Origin of the sequence: Micromonospora sp. NPDC048835, assembly GCF_040649995.1 — a bacterium.
GTDB lineage: Bacteria > Actinomycetota > Actinomycetes > Mycobacteriales > Micromonosporaceae > Micromonospora.
Genome location: NZ_JBEZGM010000030.1, coordinates 31,863 through 54,614, shown reverse-complemented (window position 1 = coordinate 54,614; position 22,752 = coordinate 31,863). Strand labels below are relative to the sequence as shown.

The window sequence follows — 22,752 nt, the reverse complement described above, 5'->3', positions numbered from 1 at the left end:
GTCAGGGCAGCTCGGGCAGCTTCCGGGTCTGCTCGTACTCGGCCACCTGGGCGATCCGGCGCGCGTGCCGCTCGTTGCCGGAGAACGGCGTGTTCAGGAACGCCTCGACGATGCCGGTCGCCTCGTCCAGGGTGTGCTGACGGGCACCGATCGCGACCACGTTCGCGTCGTTGTGCTGACGGGCAAGCTGAGCGGTCTCGACGCTCCAGGCCAGGGCGGCGCGGACGCCGGCGACCTTGTTCGCGGCGATCTGCTCGCCGTTGCCCGAGCCACCGATGACCACGCCGAGGCCCGTCTCGTCGGCCACCACCTGATCGCCGGTGTGCAGGCAGAACGTGGGGTAGTCGTCGTCCGGGTCGTAGCCGTGCGGGCCGACGTCGACCACGTCGTAGCCCTGCATGGCCAGGTGGTTGGCCAGGTGCACCTTCAACTCGAAACCGGCGTGATCGGATCCCAGGTAGACGCGCATACCGGGCAGTCTGTCAGGCCGGGCTCGGGGACGTCACAGGGGCGTCCCCGAGCCGAGTTCGTCACACGATCGTGGCGGTGGCGCTCAGTGCGGCAGCTCGGCGACGACCAGACCGCCGCGCGCCTTCGGGGTGAACCAGGTGCTCTTTCGGGGCATCTTCTCCCTGGCCAGGTTGACCGCGACGAAGTCCGCCACGGTCACCGGCGCGATGAGGATGGCCAACTCGGCCCGCCCGGCGTCGACCTCACCGGTGAGCCAGCTCGCCGGGTAGTCACCGCCGACGTAGGTGATCCGCTTGTCACCCGGGTCGAGACCGAGAGCGTCGCGCAGCACCAGCCGCTCGACCAGGGCGTGGTCCAGGTTTTCCAGGTCGCCGGAGGCGGTGGCGGGCAGGCGTACCGCGTACCCCTTGCCGTCGAGGTGCAGGTGCACGGTGCCGCCGGCCGCCGGAACGCCGACCGGGCCGTCGATCGGCTCGACCTCGGCGCCCGCGGCCCGCAGCCGGTCGAGCAGCTCGGCGGGTGTGGTGGTCAGCTCGCTGACCAGCCGGTTGTAGGGCTGGATGGCCACCGACGCGGGCGTGGTGACCACGGCCAGGAAGCGCGGCAGCCCTCCGGTCTGGGCGGCCAGGCTGCGGTGGTTGCCGTCCGCGACGACCAGCTCCCCGCCGCCGGCGAGGGCGGTGAGCGTGGCCTGCTCCGGGCCGGGGCCGAGCAGCCAGATGGCGTGCGTGCGCCCCGCCTGGTCGGTGTCCGTCGCGGCGGGCGCGCCGGCCGTCTCGGTCGCCGCCGCGAGCGCGGCGTGCAGCTCGTCGCCCCGACCGGTCTGCAGCAGGAGTACGGGGGACAGTAGGTGGCCCAGCGCCTCGGCGAGCGCCACCCGCTCGCGCACCTTGGCGATGAAGACGTCCTCGTTGCGGATGACCAGGCCCGGCTCGTCCGCCCGGGTGGAGATCTGGTCGGTGTCCACCATCGCAAACAGCCCGTACGCCGGCTCCTCGCCCGGTGCGGTGATCCGGTAGAGCACCACCACCTGCTCGGCGGGGGTGTAACTGCCGTCGGCCTTGGCCTCGGCGAGGCGGGCCACCGCGTCCGGTAGCGCGTCGAGGAACGACGTGCCCAGACTCTGCGGGGCGCGGTGCGGCATCTCGATGCCGAGAGCACTGTGCGGGTTCGACTCGATGATCGCGGTGATCTCCGCGTCGTCGGCGAACTCGTCGTAGTTTTGCGCGCCGGTGCCGCCAGTGGTGACCCAGGCCCGGGTGATCGGATGCACGACCGTCATGCCCACTGACGCTACCGGCGACGGTGTGGCCGCCGACGGGGACCCGCTGGGCGTCCACCAGATGAAAGGGCCCGGCCGCTCAGCCAGCGCGGTCGGACGTGCCCCGGCGGTGCTTACCCGCGCCCACCGGCCCACCGTTGCCGCGCCGAACGGTCCCGATCGGCCCGGCGTTCAGGGCACGGCGGGGCGACGCGGGCGGCCCCGGCACGGGACGCTCCGGGGGTGGCCCCGGAACGGGCCGCGGGCTCAGCGGCGGCGTCGGCACCGGGCGCGGAGGTGCCGGCGCCGGCGGCGGGGGCGCCGGTTCGGCAGGTGCCGCCCCCGACGGCACCAGCGCCGGCACGACGTCGACGGGCGACGGCAGCGCCGGCACGACGTCGACGGACGACGACAGCGGGTCCACCGAGGCGGGCGGGGTGAGCCGAGAGGTCACCGGGACCCGCGCCACGCCCACCACGATGGGTGGTGCGAGCAGGTCCACCAAATGGGCGGGCAGGTCCGGGCGGACCGTCGGCCAGCGGGAGTCGTCGACCGACCAGTAGTCCGCGCCGGGAGTCTCGATCACCCCCTGCCAGGTCAACTGATCGTCACCGGACGCACGGTGCTTGGCCATCGGGATTGCCTCCACGAGCTGCGGCGCGCGGCCCTGCGGGTCGCTGCGGCGGACACCGAGGGAAACGACGCCGCCTGCCTCCCGGTGACGCCACGAGTCTCCGCCGACCTCGGCCGCCGAACGGAAACGCCCCCGTCCACGCCACTGACGAAGCATGGACGAGGGCGCGGTGGCCGTCGGTCAGTCGAAGATCGGGCTCTGCTCGCGGGTGCGCTTGAGCTCGTAGAAGCCCGGGGTGCCGGCGACCAGCAGCACGCCGTCCCAGAGTCGGCCGGCGGCCTCCCCCTTGGGAGCCGGAGTGATCACCGGGCCGAAGAACGCGACCGGCGTGCCGTCCGGGCCGGGCGCGTGCACGACCGGGGTGCCCACGTCCTGCCCGACCGGGCGCATGCCCGCCTCGTGGCTGGCCCGCAGCGCCTCGTCGTAGTCGGTGCTGTCGGCGGCGGCGGCAAGCGCCGGGTCCAGGCCGACCTCGGTGAGCGCGGCGACGTACAGCTCCGGGCCCCGCGCCTGCTTCTGCAGGTGGATCCGGGTGCCGAGCGCGGTGTAGAGCGGCCGCAGCACGTCGTTGCCGTGCGCCTGTTCGGCGGCGATGCAGATCCGCACCGGGCCCCAGGCGGTCTTCAGGAACTCCTTGTAATCCTCCGGCAGCTCGTCCCGGCCGTCGTTGAGCACGGACAGGCTCATCACGTGGAAGCGGATGTCCACGTCGCGGATCTGCTCGACCTCGAGCAGCCAGCGGGAGGTGATCCACGCCCACGGGCAGGCCGGGTCGAACCACATGTCGGCGGTGACACGTTCGGTCACGGTGAGGTCCCTTCACGATGGGTGGCGCCAGCGGGTCGGCGTCCCAGGAGAATCTTCACCCCGCAGCGCACCGACCGGCACCCGAATGAGAGCGTGACCTCGGCCACCGCGGGCTGCCCGTACATGGAAGACTCGAATCGGGCCAGCCGTCACGAGCGGTAGGCGAACGGGCGCCGCCGGGCGTACGGCGACATGTGGGATGGAGACGAACAGTGCCGGGAGTGCGCAACCTGACGCAGGTCGAGGCGACCGAGCGGGCACGCCTGCTCAACGTGACGGGGTACGACATCAGTCTGGACCTGTCCAGCGCCGTGCTGGCGGCCGACGGCCGCACGTTCTCCTCGACGACCGAGGTGCGGTTCCGCTGCTCCGAACCGGGCGCGAGCACCTTCGTCGAGTTGGCCGCCGAGTCGGTGCGCTCCGCGACGCTCAACGGCACGCCCGTCGACCTCTCCGACTGGTCCGCCGAGAAGGGCCTGACCCTGTCCGGACTGGACAGCGACAACGTCCTTGTCGTCGACGCCGACTTCGGTTACTCCAACAGCGGTCAGGGTCTGCACCGGACGGTCGACCCGGTGGACGGCGAGACGTACCTCTACAGCCAGTTCGAGACCGCCGACGCGCAGCGGGTCTTCGCCTGCTTCGACCAGCCCGACCTGAAGAGCGTCTACACCTGGCACGTCACCGTTCCGGCGCACTGGCGGGCGGTGTCCAACATGCCGGTGCAGCGCGAGGAACCGGCGGGCGAGGCGCTCAAGACAATTCACTTCACCGAGTCGCCGCGGATGAGCACCTACATCACGGCGATGTGCGCCGGGCCGTACCACGAGGTGCGCGACACCCACGACGGCATCGACCTGGGCGCGTTCTGCCGGGCGTCGATGGCACAGTACCTGGACTCCGACGACCTCTTCCTGGTCACCAAGCAGGGCTTCGACTTCTTCCACGAGAAGTTCGGCGTGCGGTACCCGCTGCCGAAGTACGACCAGCTCTGGGTGCCCGACTTCAACGCCGGCGCGATGGAGAACTTCGGCTGCGTGACGCACGCCGAGTCGCACTACCTGTTCCGCTCCCAGGTCACCGACTTCGAGTACGAGCAGCGGGCCAACACGATCCTGCACGAGCTGGCCCACATGTGGTTCGGTGACCTGGTCACCATGCGCTGGTGGAACGACCTGTGGCTCAACGAGTCGTTCGCCGAGTGGGCAAGCCACTGGTGCAACACCAACGCGACCCGGTTCACCGAGGCGTGGACGACGTTCCTGTCCATCCGGAAGAACTGGGGTTACCGGCAGGACCAGCTCTCCTCCACCCACCCGGTCTACACCGAGATGCCGGACATGGAGGCCGTCGAGGTCAACTTCGACGGCATCACCTACGCCAAGGGCGCGAGTGTGCTCAAGCAGCTCGTCGCGTACGTCGGTGAGGAGCCGTTCGTGGCCGGGCTGCGGGCCTACTTCGCCAAGCACGCCTGGGGCAACGCCACCTTCGACGACCTGCTCAGCGAGCTGGAGGCCGCATCCGGTCGGGAGCTGCGCAAGTTCGCCGCGCAGTGGCTGGAGACCGCGCAGGTCAACACGCTGCGGCCGGAGGTGACCATCGGGGCGGACGGCACGTACGAGCAGGTACTGGTACGGCAGGAGGCGCCGGCGGCGTACCCGACGCTGCGGACGCACCGGATCGGCGTGGGCCTGTACGACCTGACCGACGGGCGGTTGGTCCGCCGGGAGCGGTACGAGCTGGACGTGACAGGTGAGCACACCGACCTCGCCCCGCTGCGTGGTGTGCGGGCGGCCGACGTGTTGCTCCTCAACGACGACGACCTCAGCTACACCAAGCTGCGTCTCGACGACCGGTCGATGGCGACGGTGGTGCAGCACATCGGCGGGTTCGACTCGTCGCTGGCCCGCGCGCTGTGCTGGACCGCCGCCTGGGACATGACCCGCGACGCCGAGCTGTCCGCCCGGGACTACGTGGCGCTGACGCTCAGCGGGCTGCCCGCCGAGACCGACATCAACCTGGTCACCGCCACCCTGCGGCAGGCGACCACCACGCTCACGCTGTACGCCGACCCGGCCTGGGCTCCGACCGGCTGGGCCGACCTGGCCCGTACCGCCCGGGACGCCCTCGCCGCCGCCGAGCCGGGCAGCGGGTTCCAACTGGCCTGGGCTCGCGCGTTCACCTCGGCGGTCCGTTCCGAGGACGACCTGGCGACGCTCCGCGGTTGGCTGGACGGCACCGGGGTGCCGGCCGGGCTTACCGTCGACACCGAGCTGCGCTGGTCGGTCCTCGCCGCGCTGGTGGCCAATGGTGCCGCCGACGCCGCCGAGATCGAGGCGGAGCTGAGCAGCGACCGCACGGCCAGCGGTGAGCGGGAGGCCGCGTACGCGCACGCGCTGCTGCCCACGGCTGAGAACAAGGCCGCCGTCTGGGCCCTGCTCACCGGCCCGGACGCGCTGCCCAACTGGCGGCACCGGGCGCTGTTGCAGGGCTTCGCCCACCCGGCACAGGTGGAGCTGGTCGCCCCGTACCGGGAGCGGTACTTCGCCGCGGTCGGGCAGGTGTGGGCCACTCGGGACAGCGAGCCGGCTCAGGAGTTCGCCCAGCTGGCCTACCCGGCCTACCTGGTCGAGGACGACACGGTGGCGGCCACCGACGGGTGGCTGGCCGGTGACGGGCACCCCGGCCCGCTGCGTCGGCTGGTCGCCGAGGGCCGCGACGGCGTGGTGCGGGCGTTGAAGGCCCGCGCGAAGGACGCCGCGCAGAGCTGACCGACGAGGACCCGGCCCGGGCCGGCGTGGGTGCGAACCCACGCCGGCCCGGGCCATTATGGTGGCGAGAGGAGGTGAAGTTGATGGCGCAGCCGACCTACCAGTGGCAGCCCCCGGAGCGGGGTTGGCGCGAGCAGGACCTGTCCGACCTGCCGGAGAACGGAAACCGCTACGAGATCATCGATGGGAGCCTGCACGTGGCACCACCGGCCGACGACGATCACCACGAACTGGCCGACCATATTCGGACGGCTATGGGGGCTACGGCACCGGACGGGTGGCGCGTTATTCGTGAGATCGGGCTGGGGCTACCGTCGGGCAACCTGATTCCGGATGTAACCGTGCTGAAGCCAAACACCCCCCGTGGTGTGCGTTGGCATCAACCGGAGAGCGTCAGTCTCGTTGTCGAGGTGGAGTCTCCGACGAGCCGTCGCCACGATCGCTTCACCAAGCCCGCTCTCTACGCCGAGGCGGGCATCCCGCACTACTGGCGGGTCGAACGGGGCGACTTCGGCCCGGTGGTCTACCGGTATCGGCTTGGCGAGAGCGAACACTACGAACTGTTGGGCACCCTCGGCCCGGACAACCCGGTGAACGTGGACGAGCCGTGGCCGATGAAACTGGACCCGTCCGCCTGGCCTCGCTGACACGACGAAGCCCCGGCCCGCTGCGAGCAGGTCGGGGCTTCGTCGTACGAGTGGGTCAGCCCTTACCCGCGTGACTGGCGAGCTGGTCGAGACCGTTGATGATGCCGCCGGCCAGGTCGCCGCCGCTGAACGCGCCGGCCATGGAGAGCGCGGCGAGCTTGGCGTACGTGTCGGGGATGCGCTTACGGGCGTACCGCCCGGTGATGATCTCCAGCTGACGCTGGTTGGGTGACACCGCGATCAGCACCGACTTGTCGGGCTCGGCGAGCTGCCGGTGCAGCCGCTGGGCGTGCTCGCGGATCGGCTCGTCGAGACCGCCGACGAAGACCGAGAAGACCAGGCCGGTGCCCTGGTCGGCGAGCCGCAGCGCCTCGTCGATGCGCAGCAGCTGGCGGGTCGAGAACGGCCCGTCGAGCACCTCGGGTGGATTCTCCGACCCGGTCTGCTTCTCACCAACGGTCACTTGCGCCTCCGGTTCCACCGGCCGGCGCCTCGACGCTGGCCTGCTCAAGCTTGTGGCTGGTCAACGCGGGCGCCTGCGCCCCCGCCGTCAGCGCGGTGCCGGCCGAATCGGCCAGCTGCTCCGGGCGGCCCAGGAACCAGACCGGAGTGAAGTCGAAGGGTCGGCCGGGACGGTAGCGCTTGGCGCCACCGCCACCGCCGGTGGCACCCCCACGGCTACCGGCGTACGACAGGCCGGCGATGACCAGCACCGCGGCCAACGGGATGCCGACGAAGACCAGCAACGTCTCGGTAACAGACAATCCCAACGCCCCCAGGCGGAAGAAGGACGACCTTGAAAAACCGGGTCGGATGGACGATCACGCTGCCGACCGCCCGACTCCGTCGCCATTCACGTTAGCGGAGTCGGCGGCCCGCCAGATTGCGGGGTGCCGATCCCATCCGTCACTTGAGTTTTCCAGTTGCGCAGCGGTAGCGATAAGCCGCGCGTCGTCCCCGTACCGCCCGGTGAGCAGCACCCCGACGGGCAGGCCGTCGGTCGTGCTGCCCAGCGGCAGGGACACGGATGGATCACCGGTGACGTTGAAGATGGCGCAGTAGGGCGAGAATCGGCGTTGCCGGTCGAAGTCGGCGGCCGGGTCCGCGTCGGCGGTGAACCAGCCGACCGGTGCCTGCGGGGTGGCCAGGGTGGGACAGAGGAGCAGGTCGCAGCCGGCGGTGCGACGGGTGCCGAGCCGCACCTGCGCCTGCAACTCGCCGAGGGTGGCGGCCAGGGTGCCGGCCGAGACCTCGGCGCCCCGGGCCCGGAGCAGCCGCGTCAACGGCAGCAGCTCCGCCTCCCGCTCCGGCGGCACGGGGGCGAGCGCCAGCACGTACCAGAGGATCTCGAACAGCGGCCACGCCGCCGGCCCGAGCGGCGGCGGCACCTCGACCACCTCGTGGCCCGCCGCGGTGAGCAGCGCGGCGGCCCGGTCCACGGCGGCCACGCAGTCCGGGTGCACCGGCTCGTCGGCGAGCATCGGCGTGGTGAACCGGCCGATCCGCAGCGGGCCGGGCTCGGCCCGGCGCGCGACGGCCAGGTAGCCGCCGGACGGCAGACACGGCGGAAGGTAGGGCTCACCGGGGACCGGGACCGCCATGACGTCGAGCAGCGCGGCGACGTCGGTGACCGTCCGCCCGAGTGGCCCGCTGATGGGTAGGCCGAACGCGCCGGAGCCGACCGGCCCGCCGGAGACCAGGCCCCGACTGGGCTTGTAGCCGACCAGGCCGCAGAGCGACGCCGGGATGCGCAGCGACCCGCCGCCGTCGGACCCCTGGGCGATCGGGACCAGCCCGGCCGCGACCGCCGCCGCCGCGCCGCCGCTGGACCCACCAGCGGTGTACGCCAACTGCCACGGGTTGCGGGCCGGCGGCGCGACCCGGCCCTCCGAGTAGAGCGAGCAGCCCAGCTCGGAGGTGGTCGTCTTGCCCAGACTGACCAGACCGGCGGCCTTGATGAACCGGACCACGTCGGCGTCGACAGGTGGCACGAAGTCGACGAAGGCGGCCGAGCCGAAGGTGGTGCGGACCCCGGCGGTGAGCGTCAGGTCCTTGATCGCGGTCGGCACCCCGTGCAGCGGGCCGCGCTCCTCGACGGGCACCGCGTCGGCGGCGCGCGCGGCCTGCCGGGCGAGGTCCGGGGTGACGGTGACGAACGCGCCGACGGTGTCGCCGAGCGCTGCCACCCGGTTCAGCGAGTGCTCGACCAGGTCGACGCTTGACAGCTCGCCGCAGGTCATCGCGGCGGCCTGCTCCAACGCGGTCAGGTCGTGCGGCTCGGCCATGCCGCCATCCTGCCGGCCGTCAGCCCTCCGCGCAGCCGACACGCGCTGGCGACCGGAAACGGACCAACCGGACGCAAGCCCACCCGCCCGGCCCGCCCGCCCGCCCGGCCCGCCCGCCCGCCCGGCCAGCCCGGCCGGCCAGCCAGCCCGGCCGGCCAGCCAGCCAGCCAGCCAGCCGTAGATCTTGGACAGTTTCCGTCAGCGCCGGACGGAAACTGTCCAAGATCTGCTCACGTCTAGAGCTAGGCGGGCGCTCAGCCGTGCAGGAAACGCAGAGCGTTGGTGGACAGGAGCTTGGCGCGCTGGTCGTCGGTGAGGAAGTCGGCCGCATGGACCACCGCGCCGGCCGGTCGTTCGCCCAACGGGTACGGGTAGTCGCTGCCGACCAGCACCCGGTCCTCCCCCAGCGTGTCGACGAGCAGCCGCAGCGCGGGCGGCGCGAAGACCACCGAGTCGACGCTGAAGCGGTCGAGGTAGCTGCTGGGCGGGCCGGCGGACGCGCCCCGGACCAGGTCGCCACGACGGTGCCAGGCGTTGTCGGCGCGGCCGAGCCAGAACGGGAAGCTGCCGCCGCCGTGGGCGAAGCAGATCCGCAGCGTCTCCGACACCCGGTCGAAGACACCGCCGAGGATCATCGCCAGCACCGACAGGTGCGTCTCGGCGGGCATCCCGGTGAGCCAACGGGCCATCCAGCGGTCCAGTCGCGGCCCGCCCGGCATGTCCCACGGGTGGACGAAGACGGGTGCGCCGACCTCGGCACAGTGCTGGAGGAAGGTGACCACGCCGGCGTCGTCCAGGTCCCGGTCGCCGACGTGGTTGCCGATCTCCACGCCCACGTGCCCGTTGGCGAGGCTGCGATCCAACTCGGCGCAGGCCGCGTCCGGGTCCTGGAGCGGCACCTGGCAGAACGGCACCAGCCGGTCGCCGCCGGCCGCGGTGACCTCGAGGGTCAGGTCGTTGAAGATCCGGGCTACCTTCACCGCCTGGTCGGCCGGACGGTCGTAGCTGAAGAAGACGGGCGTGGGTGAGACCACCTGCACGGCCACGCCGTCGGCGTCCATGTCGGCAAGTCGGCGCGACGCGTCCCAGCACTCGGCGCCGACCGGGCGGAACTCCGTCTCCCCCACCATGATCATGGCGGCCCGCTCGGAGTCGACCCGCAACCACGGCCAACCGGACCCACCGCACGCCGCGCCGAGGTCCGGCCAACCCTTGGGTACGACGTGCGTGTGCACGTCGACCACGCCTGCCGGCATCAGCCCTTACCCGGGTGCAGGGTGCCGCAGTTGGCGCAGGTACGCGCCGCCTCGTCGGCGTAGAACGCCTGGAACACCGGCGGCAGGTCGGCGGCGATGTCGCGGACCTGCAACTCCACCTCGTGCACCTTGTTGCCGCACTCGGAGCAGTACCACTGGAAGGTCTCCAGCGTGCCCTCCTCACGGACCCGCTCCACGACCACACCGATCGAGCCGGCCTCCGGCCGCTGCGGCGAGTGCGGGGTGTTGCGCGGCAACATCCACATCTGCCCCTCGCGCACGTGCACCGTACGCGGCCCCTCCGGGGTGACCAGGTTGATGTGCATGTTGCCCTTGACCTGGTAGAAGAACTCCTCGTACGGGTCCACGTGGAAGTCGGTGCGCTGGTTGGGGCCGCCCACCACCATCACGATGAAGTCGTCCCCGCCGGGGAACATCTCCCTGTTGCCCACCGGCGGCTTCAACAGGTGCTGGTTGTCGGCGATCCAGCCCGGAAAGCTGAACGGCTCGGCGATCTCACTCACGACTGACCTCCCGAGGGAAGAAGGGCCACGGCCTGGATTTCGATCAGCAGGTGCGGGTGCGGAAGCTGGTGCACCGCCACCGTCGTACGGGTCGGTCCGGAGGCGTCGAAGAACTCGGCCCACACCTCGTTGTAACCACCGAAGTCGTTCATGTTGACCAGGTAGGACGTCACCTGGACGAGGTCGCCGAGGTCCGCGCCGACCGACCGCAGCAGGTCCCCGACGTTCTCGATCACGGCCCGCGTCTGCACCCGGATGTCGAGGTTGGTCGTGCCGAGTTCGTCCACGGACACACCGGCGAAGCTGTTGTCCGGCCGCCGCGACGACGTACCGGAGACGAAGACGAACCCGCCCGCCACCTTGACGTGCGGAAAAGCCCCCCGTGGGACGGCCTTCCCGGCGACGACCCGCGCGGTCACGACGACGCCCGCAGCGAGGCCGTGCCGAGCTTCTCGACGACGGCACGGACATGGGCACCGGGACGTAGCGGAACGGCGGCGGTCGCGGCACCGGCCAGGAAGACCCAACCGGACTCCAACCGCACCCCGTGCCGACCCGCCAGCCGGATGCCCTCGTCGAGCGCCCGGCGCGGATCACCGAGGATCGCCGCCGTCGAGCCGACCTGCGCCACCCGCCCGTCGACCTCCAGCAGCACGCCCAGGTTGTCAAGCCCCGCCGGCACCGCCGACCACGGCCCGATCACGAAGGCGGCGGCCGAGGTGTTGTCCGCGATCACGTCCGGCAGCGAGAAGCGGAAGTCCGCGTACCGGGAGTCGATCAACTCGATGGCCGGGGCGACCGCGCGCACCGCCGTGGCGAAGTCGCCGACCGGCTCGCCCGGCTCGGGCAGCCGGTCCAGCAGGAACGCCACCTCCGGCTCGACCCGGGGATGGATGTACGCGGTCGGATCCACGGCACCGCCGTCGGGCACCCGCATGGCGTCGGTGAGCCGCCCCCAGATCACCTCGTCCACGCCGACCTGGGCCATCTTCGCCCTGCTGGTGAGGCCCATCTTCAACCCGACCAGCCGCTCACCCGCGCTCAGCCGGCGTTGCAGCAGCGCGGCCTGCACGGCGTACGCGGTGTCCACGTCCAAGCCGGTCTCGGCCGCGAGTTGCGGGATCGCGGTGGCCGTGTCGGCCGCCGCGCCCAGCTTGTCGGCGATCCCCGCGATGTCCACGCCGATCATGACTGCTCCTCCTTGCCGGCCAGGTCGAGTGCCACGTCCACGATCATGTCCTCCTGGCCACCCACCATCCGGCGGCGGCCCAGCTCGACAAGGATCGACCGGACGTCCACGCCGTACTTCGTGGAGGCCCGCTCGGCGTGCCGCAGGAAGCTGGAGTAGACCCCGGCGTACCCCAGGGAGAGGGTCTCCCGGTCCACCTGGACCGGCCGGTCCTGGAGCGGGCGGACGATGTCGTCGGCGGCGTCCATGAGCGCGAACACGTCGCAGCCGTGCTTCCAGCCGTGCAACTCGGCGACCGCGACGAAGACCTCAAGCGGGGCGTTGCCGGCCCCGGCGCCCATGCCGGCGAGGGACGCGTCGACGCGGACGGTCCGGCCGTGCACCGCGTCGGGGCCGGCCGGCGCGGAGCCGGTGACCCGGCCGTGCTCGACGGCGAGCACGCTGTTGGCCACCCCGAGCGACAGGTTGTGGTGGGCGTGGATGCCGATCTGCGTCTCCGGGGCGAGGACCTGCCGGTACGCGTCGACCCGCTGCGCCACGTCGGACATCAGCAGCCGGCCGCCGGAGTCGGTGACGTAGACGCAGTGCGCCCCGTACGACTCCATGAGCTTGGCCTGACCGGCCAGCCCGGCCGCATCGTTCATGTGCGACATCATCAGGAACCCGGCCACGTCCATGCCGTTCTCGCGGGCCCAGGAGATGTGCTGGGCGGAGATGTCCGCCTCAGTGCAGTGGGTGGCGATCCGGACGCTGGTCACGCCGAGCGCCTTGGCGGCCTTCAGGTCGGCGATCGTGCCGATGCCCGGCAACAGCAGGGTGGTCAGCTTGGCCGTGGTCAGCACCTCGGCAGCCGCGGAGATCCACTCGGCGTCGCTGGCGGCTCCGTGGCCGTAGTTGACGCTGGAACCGGCGAGGCCGTCACCGTGCGCCACCTCGATAGCGGCCACCCCGGCCGCGTCCAGGGCGGCGGCGATGGTGCGTACCTGGTCGACTGTGTACTGGTGGGCGATGGCGTGCATGCCGTCGCGCAGCGTCACGTCCTGGATGTACAGGTCGGTCATGGCGCGGCCACCTCCGAAGAACGCACTGCGACCAGCCGCTCCGCGGTGCGCAGCGCGGCGGAGGTCATGATGTCCAGGTTCCCGGCGTACGCGGGCAGGTAGTGCCCGGCACCGGAGACCTCCAGGAAGACAGACACCTGCAGGGCGGTGAGCCGCCGACCGAACGTGGGCAGGTACGCCTCGACCCGGTCGAACTGCACGTCCTGCTTGAGCCGGTAACCGGGAACGTACTCCTGCACGGTCGCCACCATCTCCACGACCGAGGCGGCGATGGCGACGCGGTCGGCGTCGACGTCCGGGCAGAGGCAGTAGACGGTGTCCCGCATCAGCAGCGGCGGGTCCGCCGGGTTCAACACGATGATCGCCTTGCCCCGCTCGGCACCGCCCACCACCTCGATGGCGCGGGCCGTGGTCTCGGTGAACTCGTCGATGTTGGCCCGGGTGCCCGGCCCGGCGGACCTCGACGCGATCGACGCGACGATCTCCCCGTACGCCACCGGGGTGACCCGGCGGACCGCGGCGACGATCGGCACCGTCGCCTGCCCGCCGCAGGTCACCATGTTGACGTTCGGCTCGTGCAGGTGCTCGTCCAGGTTGACCGGCGGCACCACGTACGGACCGAGCGCCGCCGGGGTCAGGTCCACCACCGTCCGTCCGTGGGCGCGCAGCACCTCGTCGTGGCGTCGGTGCGCGCCGGCCGAGGTGGCGTCGAACACCAGCTCCACGTGGGCGAACTCGGGCATCGCGACGAGCCCGTCCACACCCTCGGCGGTGGTGGCCACGCCGAGCCGGCGAGCACGCGCCAGACCGTCGGACGCCGGGTCGATGCCCGCCATCGCCACCATCCGCAGGCTGTCGCTCAGCCGCAACACCTTGATCATCAGGTCGGTCCCGATGTTCCCGGATCCAAGCACCGCCACACCGATGGTCACTGCGCCGCTGTTGTTCGCGACTGCGGGGCTCGCAAGCTCACTCCTCGCGCTCACTTGTTGCCTCCCTTGCTGAAGCAGGTGCGCACCGAGCCGAGGCCGGAGATCCGGGCCTCGTACGCCGCACCGGGGGTGACCGGCACCATCGGACCGAGCGCCCCGGAGAGGACCACGTCGCCGGCGCGCAGCGGGTCACCGGCGCGGGCGAGGGTGCCGGCCAGCCACTGCAGGGCGTGCAGCGGGTTGCCCAGGCAGGCCGCGCCCGCGCCCACCGACACCGGCTCGCCGGCGTGCTCCAGCACCATCCCGCACAGCCGCAGATCCACGTCGGCGAGCCGACGCGGCGTGGTGCCGAGCACGAAGAGCCCGCTGGACGCGTTGTCCGCGACGGTGTCCACGATGGAGATGTCCCAGCCGGCGATCCGGGAGTCGACGATCTCGATCGCCGGCAGCACGTGGTCGACCGATCGGATCAGGTCGACAGTGGTGATCTGCGGGTCCAGGAGGTCCTTGTCCAGCACGAACGCGATCTCCGCCTCGACCCGAGGCTGGAGCAGCCGGTCGATGGGCACCTCCACCCCGTCGCCGACGGCCATCGCGTCGGTGAGCATGCCGAAGTCCGGTTGGAACACCCCGAAGGTCTCCTGCACCGCCCGGGAGGTCAGCCCGATCTTCGCGCCGACCCGGCGTTCACCACGACCCTGCCAGGCCCGCGACTGGAGCTGCTGCACGCGGTACGCAGCCTCGATGTCGCCCTCCGGCAGCAGTCGACCCCGGAGCGGCGCGCACGGCTTGCCGGTGCTGCGGGCGTCGGCCAACTCCCGGTTGGCGGCCTCGATGTCAGCTTCCATGCCTGCTCCCTCGCTTCGAATCAGCACACGTCCACCGCTCACGACAGGTCCACGCAGACGTTCGTGAGTTCGGAGTAGAAGTCCAGCGAGTGCACGCCGCCCTCCCGACCGATGCCGGACGCCTTCACCCCGCCGAACGGGGTGCGCAGGTCACGCAGGAACCAGGTGTTGACCCAGACGATCCCGGCGTCCAGCCGCATCCCGGCCCGGTGCGCGACGCCGACGTCCCGGGTCCACACGGTCGCCGCCAGGCCGTACTCGGTGCCGTTGGCGAGGGTGTACGCCTCGTCCTCGGTGTCGAACGGCGCCACGTGCACCACCGGGCCGAAGATCTCCTCCCGGTTGGTGCGGGCGTCCGGGCCGAGGCCGGTGAGCACCGTCGGCTGCACGTACGACCCGCCGTCGCGGGCGTCGCCGAAGGTCGGGGTGCCACCGCCGATCAGCACCTCGGCGCCCTCGGACCGGGCCAGGTCGTACGCCCCGAGCACCTTCGCCCGGTGCTGCTGCGAGATCAGGGGCATGGTGGCGGTGGCCTCGTCGGTCGGCCAGCCGTACGCCAGTTCGCCGGCCCGCTTCGCCAGCCGGGCGGTGAACTCCTCGAAGACCTGGCGCTGCACGTAGATGCGCTCGGTGCAGAGGCACACCTGCCCGCCGTTGGTGAAGCTGGACCGCACCGACCCGGCCACCGCGGCGTCCAGGTCGGCGTCGGCGAACACCAGGCCGGCGTTCTTGCCGCCCAACTCGAAGCTGACCGCCTTCACCCCGTCGGCGGCGGCCCGCATGATCGCGCCGCCGGTGGCCGACTCGCCGGTGAAGGTGATCGCGTCCACGCCCGGGTGCCGGGTGAGGAACTCCCCGGCCGAGTCCGGTCCGAACCCGTGCACCAGGTTGAACACGCCCTCGGGCACGCCTGCGGCGGCCATCACCTCGGCCAGCACCGTCGCCGAGGCGGGGGTCTCCTCGCTGGGCTTGACCACCACGGCGTTGCCGCAGGCCAAGGCGGGCGCGACCTTCCAGGTGAGCAGCAGCAGCGGCAGGTTCCACGGCACGATGACGGCGACCACACCGACCGGCTTGCGCAGCGCGTAGTTGAGCGCCCGGCCGCCGGTCGGGGTGACGGTGGTGAACGACTCGGTGGGAGCGGTCGCCACGATCTCCGCGAATGCCCGGAAGTTCGCCGCGCCGCGTGGAATGTCCAGCGTGCGGGCCTGGGCGATGGACTTGCCGGTGTCGGCGACCTCGGCGGTGACCAGGTCGTCGAAGCGGCGCTCCAGCTCGTCGGCGACGCGGCGCAGCACCTCGGCGCGTTCCCGCTCCCCCATCCGGCCCCACGGCCCGCGCAGCGCGGCCCGGGCGGCGGCCACCGCGTCGTCCACCGTGGACCGCGACGCCTCGTTCACCTCGAAGACCTGCTCGCCGGTGACCGGGCTGGCCTTGGCGAAGGTCGCACCGCCGTCGACGAACTCGCCGGCGACGAAGTTGCGCAACAGGTGCGGGCCGTCCGGCGCGTGGCCGGCCATCAGTCGCTGGTCCCAGGTGCCGGTCATGCGCGCCTCCCTCGGCTCAGTGCCGCGCCTATCGCGCCGACCACCAGCAGCGCGGCCCCGCCGACGACCGCCCCGAGCACCCGGTGCTGTCGGCGCACGCGGCGGCGCACCTCCGCGTACGGGGTGGTGGAGAACGACACCAGCTCGTACTGCGAAACGTACCGGCCGGGCAGGACCCGTTCCAGTGCGTGCTCCACCCGCCGCCGGGTCTGGAAGACCGGGGAGGCGACCTTGTCCCGCATCTCCACGAAGTTGGTGAGCGCCATCGTCGCGATGGCCTCGGCGTTCTCCTGCCGGCGACGCTGGAACAGCGGCAGCGCCGCCGACCAGTCGTCGGCGCACTCGTCCAGGCAGCGGTCCAGCTCCACCACGTCCTCGAAGGCGCAGTTGGCGCCCTGGCCGTAGAACGGCACGATGGCGTGGGCCGCGTCGCCGAGCAGGCCGACCCTGCCGTTGACCTGCCAGGGGGTGCAGCGCACGGTGCCGAGCACACCCACCGGGTTGTGCTCGAAGTCGTCGACAAGGTGCGGGGCCAGCGGCACCACGTCCGGGTAGTGCGCGGTGAAGTGCCGTTCGATCTCCGCCGGGCCGGTCAGCGCGGCGAAGCTGCCGACACCGTCATTGGGCCAGAAGAGCGTGCAGGTGAAGGAGCGGTCCGGGTTGGGCAGCGCGATCATCATCGAGGTGCCCCGCGGCCAGATGTGCAGGGCGTCCGGGTCGAGGGCGAAGTCGCCGCCCAGCGGCGGAATCGTCAGTTCCTTGTAGCCGTAGTCGAGGAAGTCGACGCTCTCGTTCAGCAGCCCGTACGCCAGCAGTTGCCCACGCACCGCGGAGCCGGCGCCGTCGGCACCAAGCACGACCGACGCGTTCGCCGCGACCTGACCCTGCGGGGTCTCGAAGCTCAGCGCGCCGTCGGTCGGGTCGAGCCCCACGAGACGGTGGTCGAAGACGACCCGAACCCCGGGCAGGGCGGTGGCCTCGTCCAGCAGGGCGTTGTTCAGCGCGCCCCGGCTGATCGAGTTGATCGCCCGGTCGCCGGCCGCGCTGTACGACTGGAACTGCTGCTCGCCCTCGACCGGGTGGATCATCCGGCCGCGCATCGGCAGCGCGTCGGTCATCACCTGCTCGGCCAGCCCGATCCGACGCAACGCGTCCAGGCCGCGCTCGGAGAGCGCCAGGTTGATCGAGCGACCCCGCTCGGCCGTGCCGACCCGCGGGTCGGCACGGCGTTCGTAGAGGGCCACCGGGTAGCCACGCCGGGCCAGGAAGCAGGCCGCCAGACAGCCGGCCAGCCCCGCACCGATGATCGCGATCTCGTCGCGCTGCTTCGTCATGAGGTCGCCCCCACCGTCGCGGCGAGCGCCGCGGCGGCCCGCCAACAGTCGAGGTACGTCGAGTAGAGCGGCACCGGGGCGAACCGCACCACGTCCGGCTCACGGGCGTCGGCGATGACACCGTGTTCGTACCGCAGGCGTCTGGTCAGCTCGGCGGCGCTGCCGGACCCGATGCGGACCGAGAGCTGGCAGCCCCGCCGGGCCGGGTCGCGCGGGGTGACCACCCGCAGCGGACGGTCGGCGACGACCTCGTCCAGCAGCGACTCCAGCCAACCGGTGAGCCGCAGGCTGCGGGCCCGCAGCGCGGGCATGCCGACCGCGTCGAACAGCTCCAGCGAGGTACGCACCGGGCCCATCGCGAAGATCGGCGGGTTGGAGATCTGCCAGGCCTCCACAGTGGCCGGTGGTCGGGACACCGGCGTCATCTCGAACCGGGTGGCCGCAGCGGTGCTCCACCACCCCTCGAAGCGGGGCAGGTCGGGGTCACCGAGGTGGCGCTCGTGCACGAAGACGCCGGCCAGGGCGCCCGGGCCGGAGTTCAGGTACTTGTAGGAGCACCACGCGGCGAAGTCGACGTCCCAGTCGTGCAGAGCCAGCGGCACGTTGCCGACGGCGTGCGCCAGGTCCCAGCCCACCACCGCGCCGGCGGCCCGACCGGCAGCCGTGATCGCCGGGATGTCCAGCAGCTCGCCGGTCAGGTAGTTGACCCCGCCGAGCAGCAGCAGCGCCACCCGGTCGCCCTCGGCGGCCAGGTAGTCGGTCACGTCCTCGGTGCGCAGGGCGTCCTCCCCCGCGCGCGGGCGCAGCCGGACAACCGTGTCGTCCGGGTCCAGGCCGTGGAACCGGGCCTGGCTGCGCACGGCGTAACTGTCCGACGGGAACGCGGCGTCCTCGATGACGATGCGGGTGCGCGCGCCGGCCGGTCGGTAGAAGCTCACCATCAACAGGTGCAGGTTGACCGTGAGCGAGTTCATCACCACGGCCTCCGCGGGCCGGGCGCCGACGAGTCGCGCGGCCGGCGCGATCAACAGCTCGTGGTACGGCAGCCAGGCGCGCTCCGCCTCCAGGTGCCCCTCCACGCCGAGCCGCGCCCAGGCGTCCACGTCGGCGAGGAGTTCGTCGCGGGTGGCCCGTGGTTGCAGGCCGAGCGAGTTGCCGGCCAGGTACGCCGCCTCGGGATGGTCGCCGCCATCGGCCGGCGGCACGTGGAACAGGTGCCGGTGACCCGGGTCGGCCTCGTCGAGGCGGTGCGCTTGCGCTTCGCCAGCGGCGAAGCCCAGCGGCTCAGCTTCTGGGGTCGTCATTGCTTCTTCTCGCTCTCCGGTCACATCGCGGTGCGGGCCGACCACAGCTCCGGGAAGACCACCCGGGCCATACTGCGCTGCAACCACGCCAGGCCGGCGGAGCCACCGCTGCCGACCTTGGCGCCCATCGTCCGCTGCACCGCCTTGACGTGATTCCAACGCCAGTCGCCGAACTCCTCGGCGACAGCGCTCAACGCCTCACCCAGCAGCCGCAGACGGTTGTCCGGGCCGGCGTCGTCGTAGATCCGCACCCAGGCCGCCTCGACCAGCGGGTGCGGGTCGTGCTCGACGGCCACGTTCCGGTCGAGCAGGTCGGCGGGGAGGTCGAAGCCGCTCCGGGCGAGCAGCGCGAGCACATCGTCCCAGAGGCTCGGGGTGGCCAACGCGTCGGTCAGTTCCGCGTACACCTCGGTCTGCCTGCGGAACGGGCGGATCAGCGTCGGGTCGCGCAGCCCGAGCAGGAACTCCAACTGCCGGTACATGGCCGACTGGAAGCCGGAGGCCTCGCCGAGCAGGTTGCGGAACCTGTTGAAGTCGGCCGGGCTCATCCAGCGCAGACCCTGCCAGGCGGCGTTGAGCCCCTCCAGGTGCAGCTTGGCTCGGCCCAGCGGGGCCAGCGCCTCCCAGATCTGGTCGGCGCGGATCAGCCGCTGGGTCTCCCGCAGCTCGTGGCAGGTCAGGCCGAAGTACAACTCCATGATCTGGCTGACCATCAGGAAGGACATCTCGCCCGGGTCGCTGCTCAGCGGGTGCTGCATCTTGTGCAGTGCGCTGGCCTGCACGTACGCGTCGTACGGCACCATGTCGGCGAACTCCAACGTCGGCTCGCCGCCGGTGCGCTCCGCCTGCGCGACCCGCTGCCCGGGAGTCACCGGTCGCACCGTGGCACGGCGGTTCGGCGCCCGCCGCTCCGTCTGATCCACCATCTCGTCTCCCCTCCCGGACTGGCCGCCGTCATGATCTCGCGGTCGGATCGACCTACGGAATGCCGAATCAACGGCTCTCGCCGCGTTCTTCAGGCAAACCAAAGGCAACTAGGCGAAGTTGGTTCACGAAAGTAAGGTCTGAGCGTGGACGACATGGACTGGGCGCTGCTGCGTGAGCTGCAGGCCGACGCGCGGCTCTCCTTCAGCGAGTTGTCCCGCCGGGTGCACCTGTCGCCACCGTCGGTCGCGGAGCGGGTCCGCCGGCTGGAGGAGGCCGGAGTCATCACCGGCTATCACGCCCATGTCGACCTGAGCCGCGCCGGCCGGACCGTGGTCGCCCTGATCCGAATGTCCTGTTACGGCGCGCGCTGCATCCTGCACGACCCGACGGTGGCCGACTGGCCGGAGATCCTGGAGATCCACCGGATCACCGGAGACGCGTGCAGCGTGCTGAAGGTGGCGGCCGGCTCGATCGGCGCGTTCGAGGGTGTCATCGACCGCCTCGCCCCGTACGGCCAGCCGTCAAGCACGATGGTCCTCTCCTCCCCCCTGAACTGGCACCCCGTCACCCCCCTCCCCCACAAACCCCGCTAACCCACCCCCGCACCCCCGCACCCCCGCACCCCCGCACCCTGCGGCGATCTTGCAGTTTCTGTTGAGCTTATGTCCTTTTTGTTGCTATTTGTCGACGCAGAAAGTGCAAGATCGCGGGCTGGGGCGGACGGGTGGGGCGAGCGTCGGCGGGTTTGGCTTCGGGGTGGGGGGTAAGCAGCGCGCGTGCCCAGGGGAGGGTTCCGGCGGTCGTCGCCGGTTGGGGGGAAATCATGCAGGCAGTCCGCACGATCAACCGCGCGCTCTCGTCCGCACTGACACTTGTGGGGCTGGTCGGGGCGTTCGTCCTGTTGTCGGTCGCACCGGCGCGCGCCGGCGAGAACGTCTTCGTCGAGGTGACACCGAACAGCGTCCAGGCCGGCAGCCGGGTCAGCATCAAGGCGAGCTGCGACAACGACAACAACAACCGGCAGTCGAGCGTGCACTCCGACGCGTTCGGGTCCGTGACGCTCAGACCCGACAAGGGCTTCCTCACCGCGCAGGCAAGTGTTCCGCGGGACAAGCAGGCCGGTGACTACCCGGTCGACCTGCGTTGCGACAACGGTCAGACGGCGTCGACCACGGTGACCGTGCTGAACATGGCCTCACCCAGCAAGGGCCCGGCGACCGGCGGCGGCGGAATGGCCGGCGGGCGCGGCACCGGCTCGCTGCTGGTGCTCGGCGGAGTGGCGCTGGTGGCCACGGCGATCGTCCTCGGCATGGCCGGCGGCCGGCGTCGACCGGGAGCCGGCGCCTGAGCCGGACCAACCATGACCCGCAGATCCGCGCGTGCGCGGCAGGACCGCCCTGCCCGCCTCCGGGCCGGGGCGGCGCTGCGCGCGTCCGGCCGACTGGTGGCCCGCGTCTCCGGACGGCTGCGCCGGGTCGCCGGGCAGGCCGTGTCGGCAAGCGTCGCCACCACCGATCCGGCCGCCCGTCCGCTGCCGCCGCGGCGTCCGACCGGGCCACCGTCGACCCGACACCGGTTCGGTACGAGCCCCGGGTTGCCGGTGTTGGCCATCGCCGCGCTGATGGTGCTGATCGTGGCGATGCTCGGCGTCGAGCAGGTGACCGGACTGAGCCTGCTGCCGGACCGGATCAGCGCCGGCCTGCGACCGCCGCCGAAGAAGTACCCGGTGCTGCCGGCCAGCCACCCGACCGGCCTCACCATCGACAAGATCGACCTGCGGGCACCCGTCCACGACGTGGGCATCGCACCGGACGGCACGATAGCCGTGCCGGACGCCGCCCGCGCCCAGGAGGCTGGCTGGTACGACCAGGGCCCCACCCCGGGCCAGTACGGCCCGGCGGTGATCGTCGGGCACGTCGACACCACGAGCGGTCCGGCGGTCTTCCACAAGATCCGCGAACTGCGCCCCGGTGACGAGATCGAGGTCACCCGCACCGACCAGCGCGTGGCGGTATTCGAGGTGAACTCGGTGGAGAAGTTCGACAAGGACCAACTGCCGGTGGACGACGTGTACGGCGACTTCAGCCGCCCGAGCCTCCGTCTGATCACCTGCGGCGGCCAGTGGGTCGGTGGTGAGACCGGCTACGCGGACAACGTGGTGGTCTTCGCCTCGCTGGTCCGGGCGCGTTCCGGTGGTTGAGCAACGTCGAGGTACTCGGCGAGCCGGGCAGCCCCGGTGAGCATGGCCCGGCCCCGCTCGGTGAGTCGTTGCCGCCACTGACTCAGCGACGCGGCGAGTGGTTCCGCACCACCGGCCTCGCGCACCCGGCGCAGCACCTCGGCGATGTGGTCGAGCCGGTACCCGCCGCGACGCAACAGGTGGGCGAGTTCGGCGTCGCGCACGTCATCGGGGCGGTAGAGCCGGTGGTGGGTCGCCGGGTCACGGACCGGCCGCAGGACCCCGGCCCGCTCCCACTTGCGCAGCGTGGCCGGCCGCAGCCCGAGCCGGTGGGCAAGGACGCTCACCGGTACGGCGCGCTGGCTCTGCGGCTGCGGCGGTCTCGCACCCGTGAGCGTCACCACCGCCGCCTCCACCGCGTCCAGGGTTTCCCGATCGCGCTGGAGCAGGGCGTGACTCTGGTCGATGGCGCTCAACGCCGCGCCGATCTCGCCCCGGTTGACGGCTCGCATGATCTCGCCGCTGGCCGCGTAGCCGTGGCCCGTGATCAGCGCGAGGTAGGCACCCAGTGCCCTGACGTGCAGCTCGGTGAAGCGCCGGTAGCCGTTCGGGGTGCGCTCGGCCGGCGGCAGGACGCCGTCTCGTTCGTAATTCCGCACCGCCTGCGCGGAGAGACCGTGGGCGCGCGCGAGGTCGACCGGTCGGCGTACCCCTGGGTTTGAAGGTTTTGTGGTTGTCACCGCGCTCCAACGCTCGTGAGTTTCAACCGCTGGTT

At 71.7% G+C, this 22,752-nt stretch carries 24 protein-coding genes; 5 read left to right on the top strand and 19 right to left on the bottom strand.

The features are described from left to right. Position 1 precedes the first annotated feature (1 nt). The 4 genes from AB0C15_RS27480 to AB0C15_RS27465 form a co-directional block, all read right to left on the bottom strand. Positions 2–469, bottom strand: a complete 468-nt coding sequence (locus AB0C15_RS27480) for a ribose-5-phosphate isomerase (RefSeq protein WP_357356625.1) — start codon at positions 467–469, stop codon at positions 2–4. 84 nt (positions 470–553) lie between these two features. Then, positions 554–1,753 carry a DUF1015 family protein gene (locus AB0C15_RS27475; RefSeq protein ID WP_357356623.1) on the bottom strand — a complete coding sequence of 400 codons (1,200 nt, stop codon included), beginning with the start codon at positions 1,751–1,753 and terminating at the stop codon, positions 554–556. A 79-nt stretch (positions 1,754–1,832) separates the two neighbouring features. Next, complete coding sequence (locus AB0C15_RS27470; RefSeq protein ID WP_357356621.1) at positions 1,833–2,366, bottom strand: hypothetical protein; 534 nt, start codon at positions 2,364–2,366, stop codon at positions 1,833–1,835. A 180-nt stretch (positions 2,367–2,546) separates the two neighbouring features. Then, complete coding sequence (locus AB0C15_RS27465) at positions 2,547–3,173, bottom strand: disulfide bond formation protein DsbA (RefSeq protein WP_357356619.1); 627 nt, start codon at positions 3,171–3,173, stop codon at positions 2,547–2,549. Positions 3,174–3,394: 221 nt separating this feature from the next. Here AB0C15_RS27465 and pepN point away from each other — a divergent pair, with 221 nt between their 5' ends. After that, positions 3,395–5,944, top strand: a complete 2,550-nt coding sequence (gene pepN / locus AB0C15_RS27460; RefSeq protein WP_357356617.1) for an aminopeptidase N — start codon at positions 3,395–3,397, stop codon at positions 5,942–5,944. Between the two features lie 83 nt (positions 5,945–6,027). Further along, positions 6,028–6,591 carry a Uma2 family endonuclease gene (locus tag AB0C15_RS27455; RefSeq protein WP_357356615.1) on the top strand — a complete coding sequence of 188 codons (564 nt, stop codon included), beginning with the start codon at positions 6,028–6,030 and terminating at the stop codon, positions 6,589–6,591. 55 nt (positions 6,592–6,646) lie between these two features. Here the strand turns inward: AB0C15_RS27455 and AB0C15_RS27450 are convergent, their stop codons facing one another. The 14 genes from AB0C15_RS27450 to AB0C15_RS27385 all read right to left on the bottom strand — a co-directional run bounded on the left by AB0C15_RS27450 (position 6,647) and on the right by AB0C15_RS27385 (position 19,794). Further along, entirely contained in the window at positions 6,647–7,054 is a 408-nt protein-coding gene (locus AB0C15_RS27450; protein ID WP_357356614.1) for a DUF5130 family protein, read from the bottom strand. Then, a complete protein-coding gene (locus tag AB0C15_RS27445; protein ID WP_112584149.1) occupies positions 7,041–7,337 on the bottom strand; it encodes a hypothetical protein in 297 nt (98 codons plus the stop codon). Before AB0C15_RS27445 ends, AB0C15_RS27450 begins: the two co-directional genes overlap by 14 nt. A 75-nt stretch (positions 7,338–7,412) precedes the next feature. Beyond that, a complete protein-coding gene (locus AB0C15_RS27440) occupies positions 7,413–8,876 on the bottom strand; it encodes an amidase (RefSeq protein ID WP_357356612.1) in 1,464 nt (487 codons plus the stop codon). Between the two features lie 254 nt (positions 8,877–9,130). Continuing rightward, positions 9,131–10,132, bottom strand: a complete 1,002-nt coding sequence (locus AB0C15_RS27435) for an amidohydrolase family protein (RefSeq protein ID WP_357356609.1) — start codon at positions 10,130–10,132, stop codon at positions 9,131–9,133. Then, on the bottom strand, positions 10,132–10,656 hold the full coding sequence (locus tag AB0C15_RS27430) for a 3-hydroxyanthranilate 3,4-dioxygenase (protein ID WP_357356607.1): 525 nt from the start codon (positions 10,654–10,656) through the stop codon (positions 10,132–10,134). Before AB0C15_RS27430 ends, AB0C15_RS27435 begins: the two co-directional genes overlap by 1 nt. Next, positions 10,653–11,075: a RidA family protein gene (locus AB0C15_RS27425; protein ID WP_357356605.1), complete on the bottom strand. Its 423-nt coding sequence runs from the start codon at positions 11,073–11,075 to the stop codon at positions 10,653–10,655. The genes AB0C15_RS27430 and AB0C15_RS27425 overlap by 4 nt, the downstream gene beginning before the upstream one ends. Continuing rightward, positions 11,072–11,845, bottom strand: a complete 774-nt coding sequence (locus tag AB0C15_RS27420) for a fumarylacetoacetate hydrolase family protein (RefSeq protein WP_357356603.1) — start codon at positions 11,843–11,845, stop codon at positions 11,072–11,074. Before AB0C15_RS27420 ends, AB0C15_RS27425 begins: the two co-directional genes overlap by 4 nt. Further along, positions 11,842–12,906, bottom strand: a complete 1,065-nt coding sequence (gene dmpG / locus AB0C15_RS27415; RefSeq protein ID WP_357356601.1) for a 4-hydroxy-2-oxovalerate aldolase — start codon at positions 12,904–12,906, stop codon at positions 11,842–11,844. Before dmpG ends, AB0C15_RS27420 begins: the two co-directional genes overlap by 4 nt. After that, on the bottom strand, positions 12,903–13,838 hold the full coding sequence (locus AB0C15_RS27410; protein ID WP_357356674.1) for an acetaldehyde dehydrogenase (acetylating): 936 nt from the start codon (positions 13,836–13,838) through the stop codon (positions 12,903–12,905). The genes dmpG and AB0C15_RS27410 overlap by 4 nt, the downstream gene beginning before the upstream one ends. A gap of 50 nt (positions 13,839–13,888) precedes the next feature. Beyond that, on the bottom strand, positions 13,889–14,686 hold the full coding sequence (locus AB0C15_RS27405) for a fumarylacetoacetate hydrolase family protein (protein WP_357356599.1): 798 nt from the start codon (positions 14,684–14,686) through the stop codon (positions 13,889–13,891). Between the two features lie 38 nt (positions 14,687–14,724). Next, entirely contained in the window at positions 14,725–16,206 is a 1,482-nt protein-coding gene (locus tag AB0C15_RS27400; RefSeq protein WP_357356672.1) for a 2-hydroxymuconic semialdehyde dehydrogenase, read from the bottom strand. A 23-nt stretch (positions 16,207–16,229) separates the two neighbouring features. After that, positions 16,230–17,567 (bottom strand): NAD(P)/FAD-dependent oxidoreductase, encoded by a 1,338-nt coding sequence (locus tag AB0C15_RS27395; protein WP_357356597.1) that lies wholly within the window; start codon positions 17,565–17,567, stop codon positions 16,230–16,232. Further along, entirely contained in the window at positions 17,564–18,871 is a 1,308-nt protein-coding gene (gene kynU, locus AB0C15_RS27390; RefSeq protein WP_357356595.1) for a kynureninase, read from the bottom strand. The genes AB0C15_RS27395 and kynU overlap by 4 nt, the downstream gene beginning before the upstream one ends. A gap of 20 nt (positions 18,872–18,891) precedes the next feature. Then, positions 18,892–19,794 carry a tryptophan 2,3-dioxygenase family protein gene (locus tag AB0C15_RS27385; RefSeq protein ID WP_357356670.1) on the bottom strand — a complete coding sequence of 301 codons (903 nt, stop codon included), beginning with the start codon at positions 19,792–19,794 and terminating at the stop codon, positions 18,892–18,894. 147 nt (positions 19,795–19,941) lie between these two features. Between AB0C15_RS27385 and AB0C15_RS27380 the strand changes: the two genes are divergently transcribed. The 3 genes from AB0C15_RS27380 to AB0C15_RS27370 all read left to right on the top strand — a co-directional run bounded on the left by AB0C15_RS27380 (position 19,942) and on the right by AB0C15_RS27370 (position 21,998). Then, positions 19,942–20,391 (top strand): Lrp/AsnC family transcriptional regulator, encoded by a 450-nt coding sequence (locus AB0C15_RS27380; protein WP_357356593.1) that lies wholly within the window; start codon positions 19,942–19,944, stop codon positions 20,389–20,391. A gap of 230 nt (positions 20,392–20,621) precedes the next feature. After that, entirely contained in the window at positions 20,622–21,146 is a 525-nt protein-coding gene (locus AB0C15_RS27375; RefSeq protein ID WP_357356591.1) for a hypothetical protein, read from the top strand. 75 nt (positions 21,147–21,221) lie between these two features. Further along, positions 21,222–21,998: a class F sortase gene (locus AB0C15_RS27370; protein WP_357356668.1), complete on the top strand. Its 777-nt coding sequence runs from the start codon at positions 21,222–21,224 to the stop codon at positions 21,996–21,998. On the opposite strand, the gene AB0C15_RS27365 is transcribed toward AB0C15_RS27370, so the two are convergent. Beyond that, the gene (locus tag AB0C15_RS27365; protein WP_357356666.1) at positions 21,941–22,717 is read right to left on the bottom strand and encodes a TioE family transcriptional regulator; all 777 of its coding nucleotides are present in this window, start codon (positions 22,715–22,717) and stop codon (positions 21,941–21,943) included. The genes AB0C15_RS27370 and AB0C15_RS27365 overlap by 58 nt on opposite strands. Between the last annotated feature and the right edge of the window lie 35 nt (positions 22,718–22,752).

Coding starts and splice junctions, on each gene's coding strand:
- AB0C15_RS27435 (WP_357356609.1), bottom strand. CDS start 10,132: ATGCCGGCAGGCGTGGTCGACGTGCACACGCACGTCGTACCCAAGGGT.
- AB0C15_RS27470 (WP_357356621.1), bottom strand. CDS start 2,366: ATGGCCAAGCACCGTGCGTCCGGTGACGATCAGTTGACCTGGCAGGGG.
- AB0C15_RS27375 (WP_357356591.1), top strand. CDS start 20,622: ATGCAGGCAGTCCGCACGATCAACCGCGCGCTCTCGTCCGCACTGACA.
- dmpG (WP_357356601.1), bottom strand. CDS start 12,906: ATGACCGACCTGTACATCCAGGACGTGACGCTGCGCGACGGCATGCAC.
- AB0C15_RS27395 (WP_357356597.1), bottom strand. CDS start 17,567: ATGACGAAGCAGCGCGACGAGATCGCGATCATCGGTGCGGGGCTGGCC.
- AB0C15_RS27480 (WP_357356625.1), bottom strand. CDS start 469: ATGCGCGTCTACCTGGGATCCGATCACGCCGGTTTCGAGTTGAAGGTG.
- AB0C15_RS27420 (WP_357356603.1), bottom strand. CDS start 11,845: ATGATCGGCGTGGACATCGCGGGGATCGCCGACAAGCTGGGCGCGGCG.
- AB0C15_RS27440 (WP_357356612.1), bottom strand. CDS start 8,876: ATGGCCGAGCCGCACGACCTGACCGCGTTGGAGCAGGCCGCCGCGATG.
- AB0C15_RS27400 (WP_357356672.1), bottom strand. CDS start 16,206: ATGGCCGGCCACGCGCCGGACGGCCCGCACCTGTTGCGCAACTTCGTC.
- kynU (WP_357356595.1), bottom strand. CDS start 18,871: ATGACGACCCCAGAAGCTGAGCCGCTGGGCTTCGCCGCTGGCGAAGCG.
- AB0C15_RS27475 (WP_357356623.1), bottom strand. CDS start 1,753: ATGACGGTCGTGCATCCGATCACCCGGGCCTGGGTCACCACTGGCGGC.
- AB0C15_RS27455 (WP_357356615.1), top strand. CDS start 6,028: ATGGCGCAGCCGACCTACCAGTGGCAGCCCCCGGAGCGGGGTTGGCGC.
- AB0C15_RS27405 (WP_357356599.1), bottom strand. CDS start 14,686: ATGGAAGCTGACATCGAGGCCGCCAACCGGGAGTTGGCCGACGCCCGC.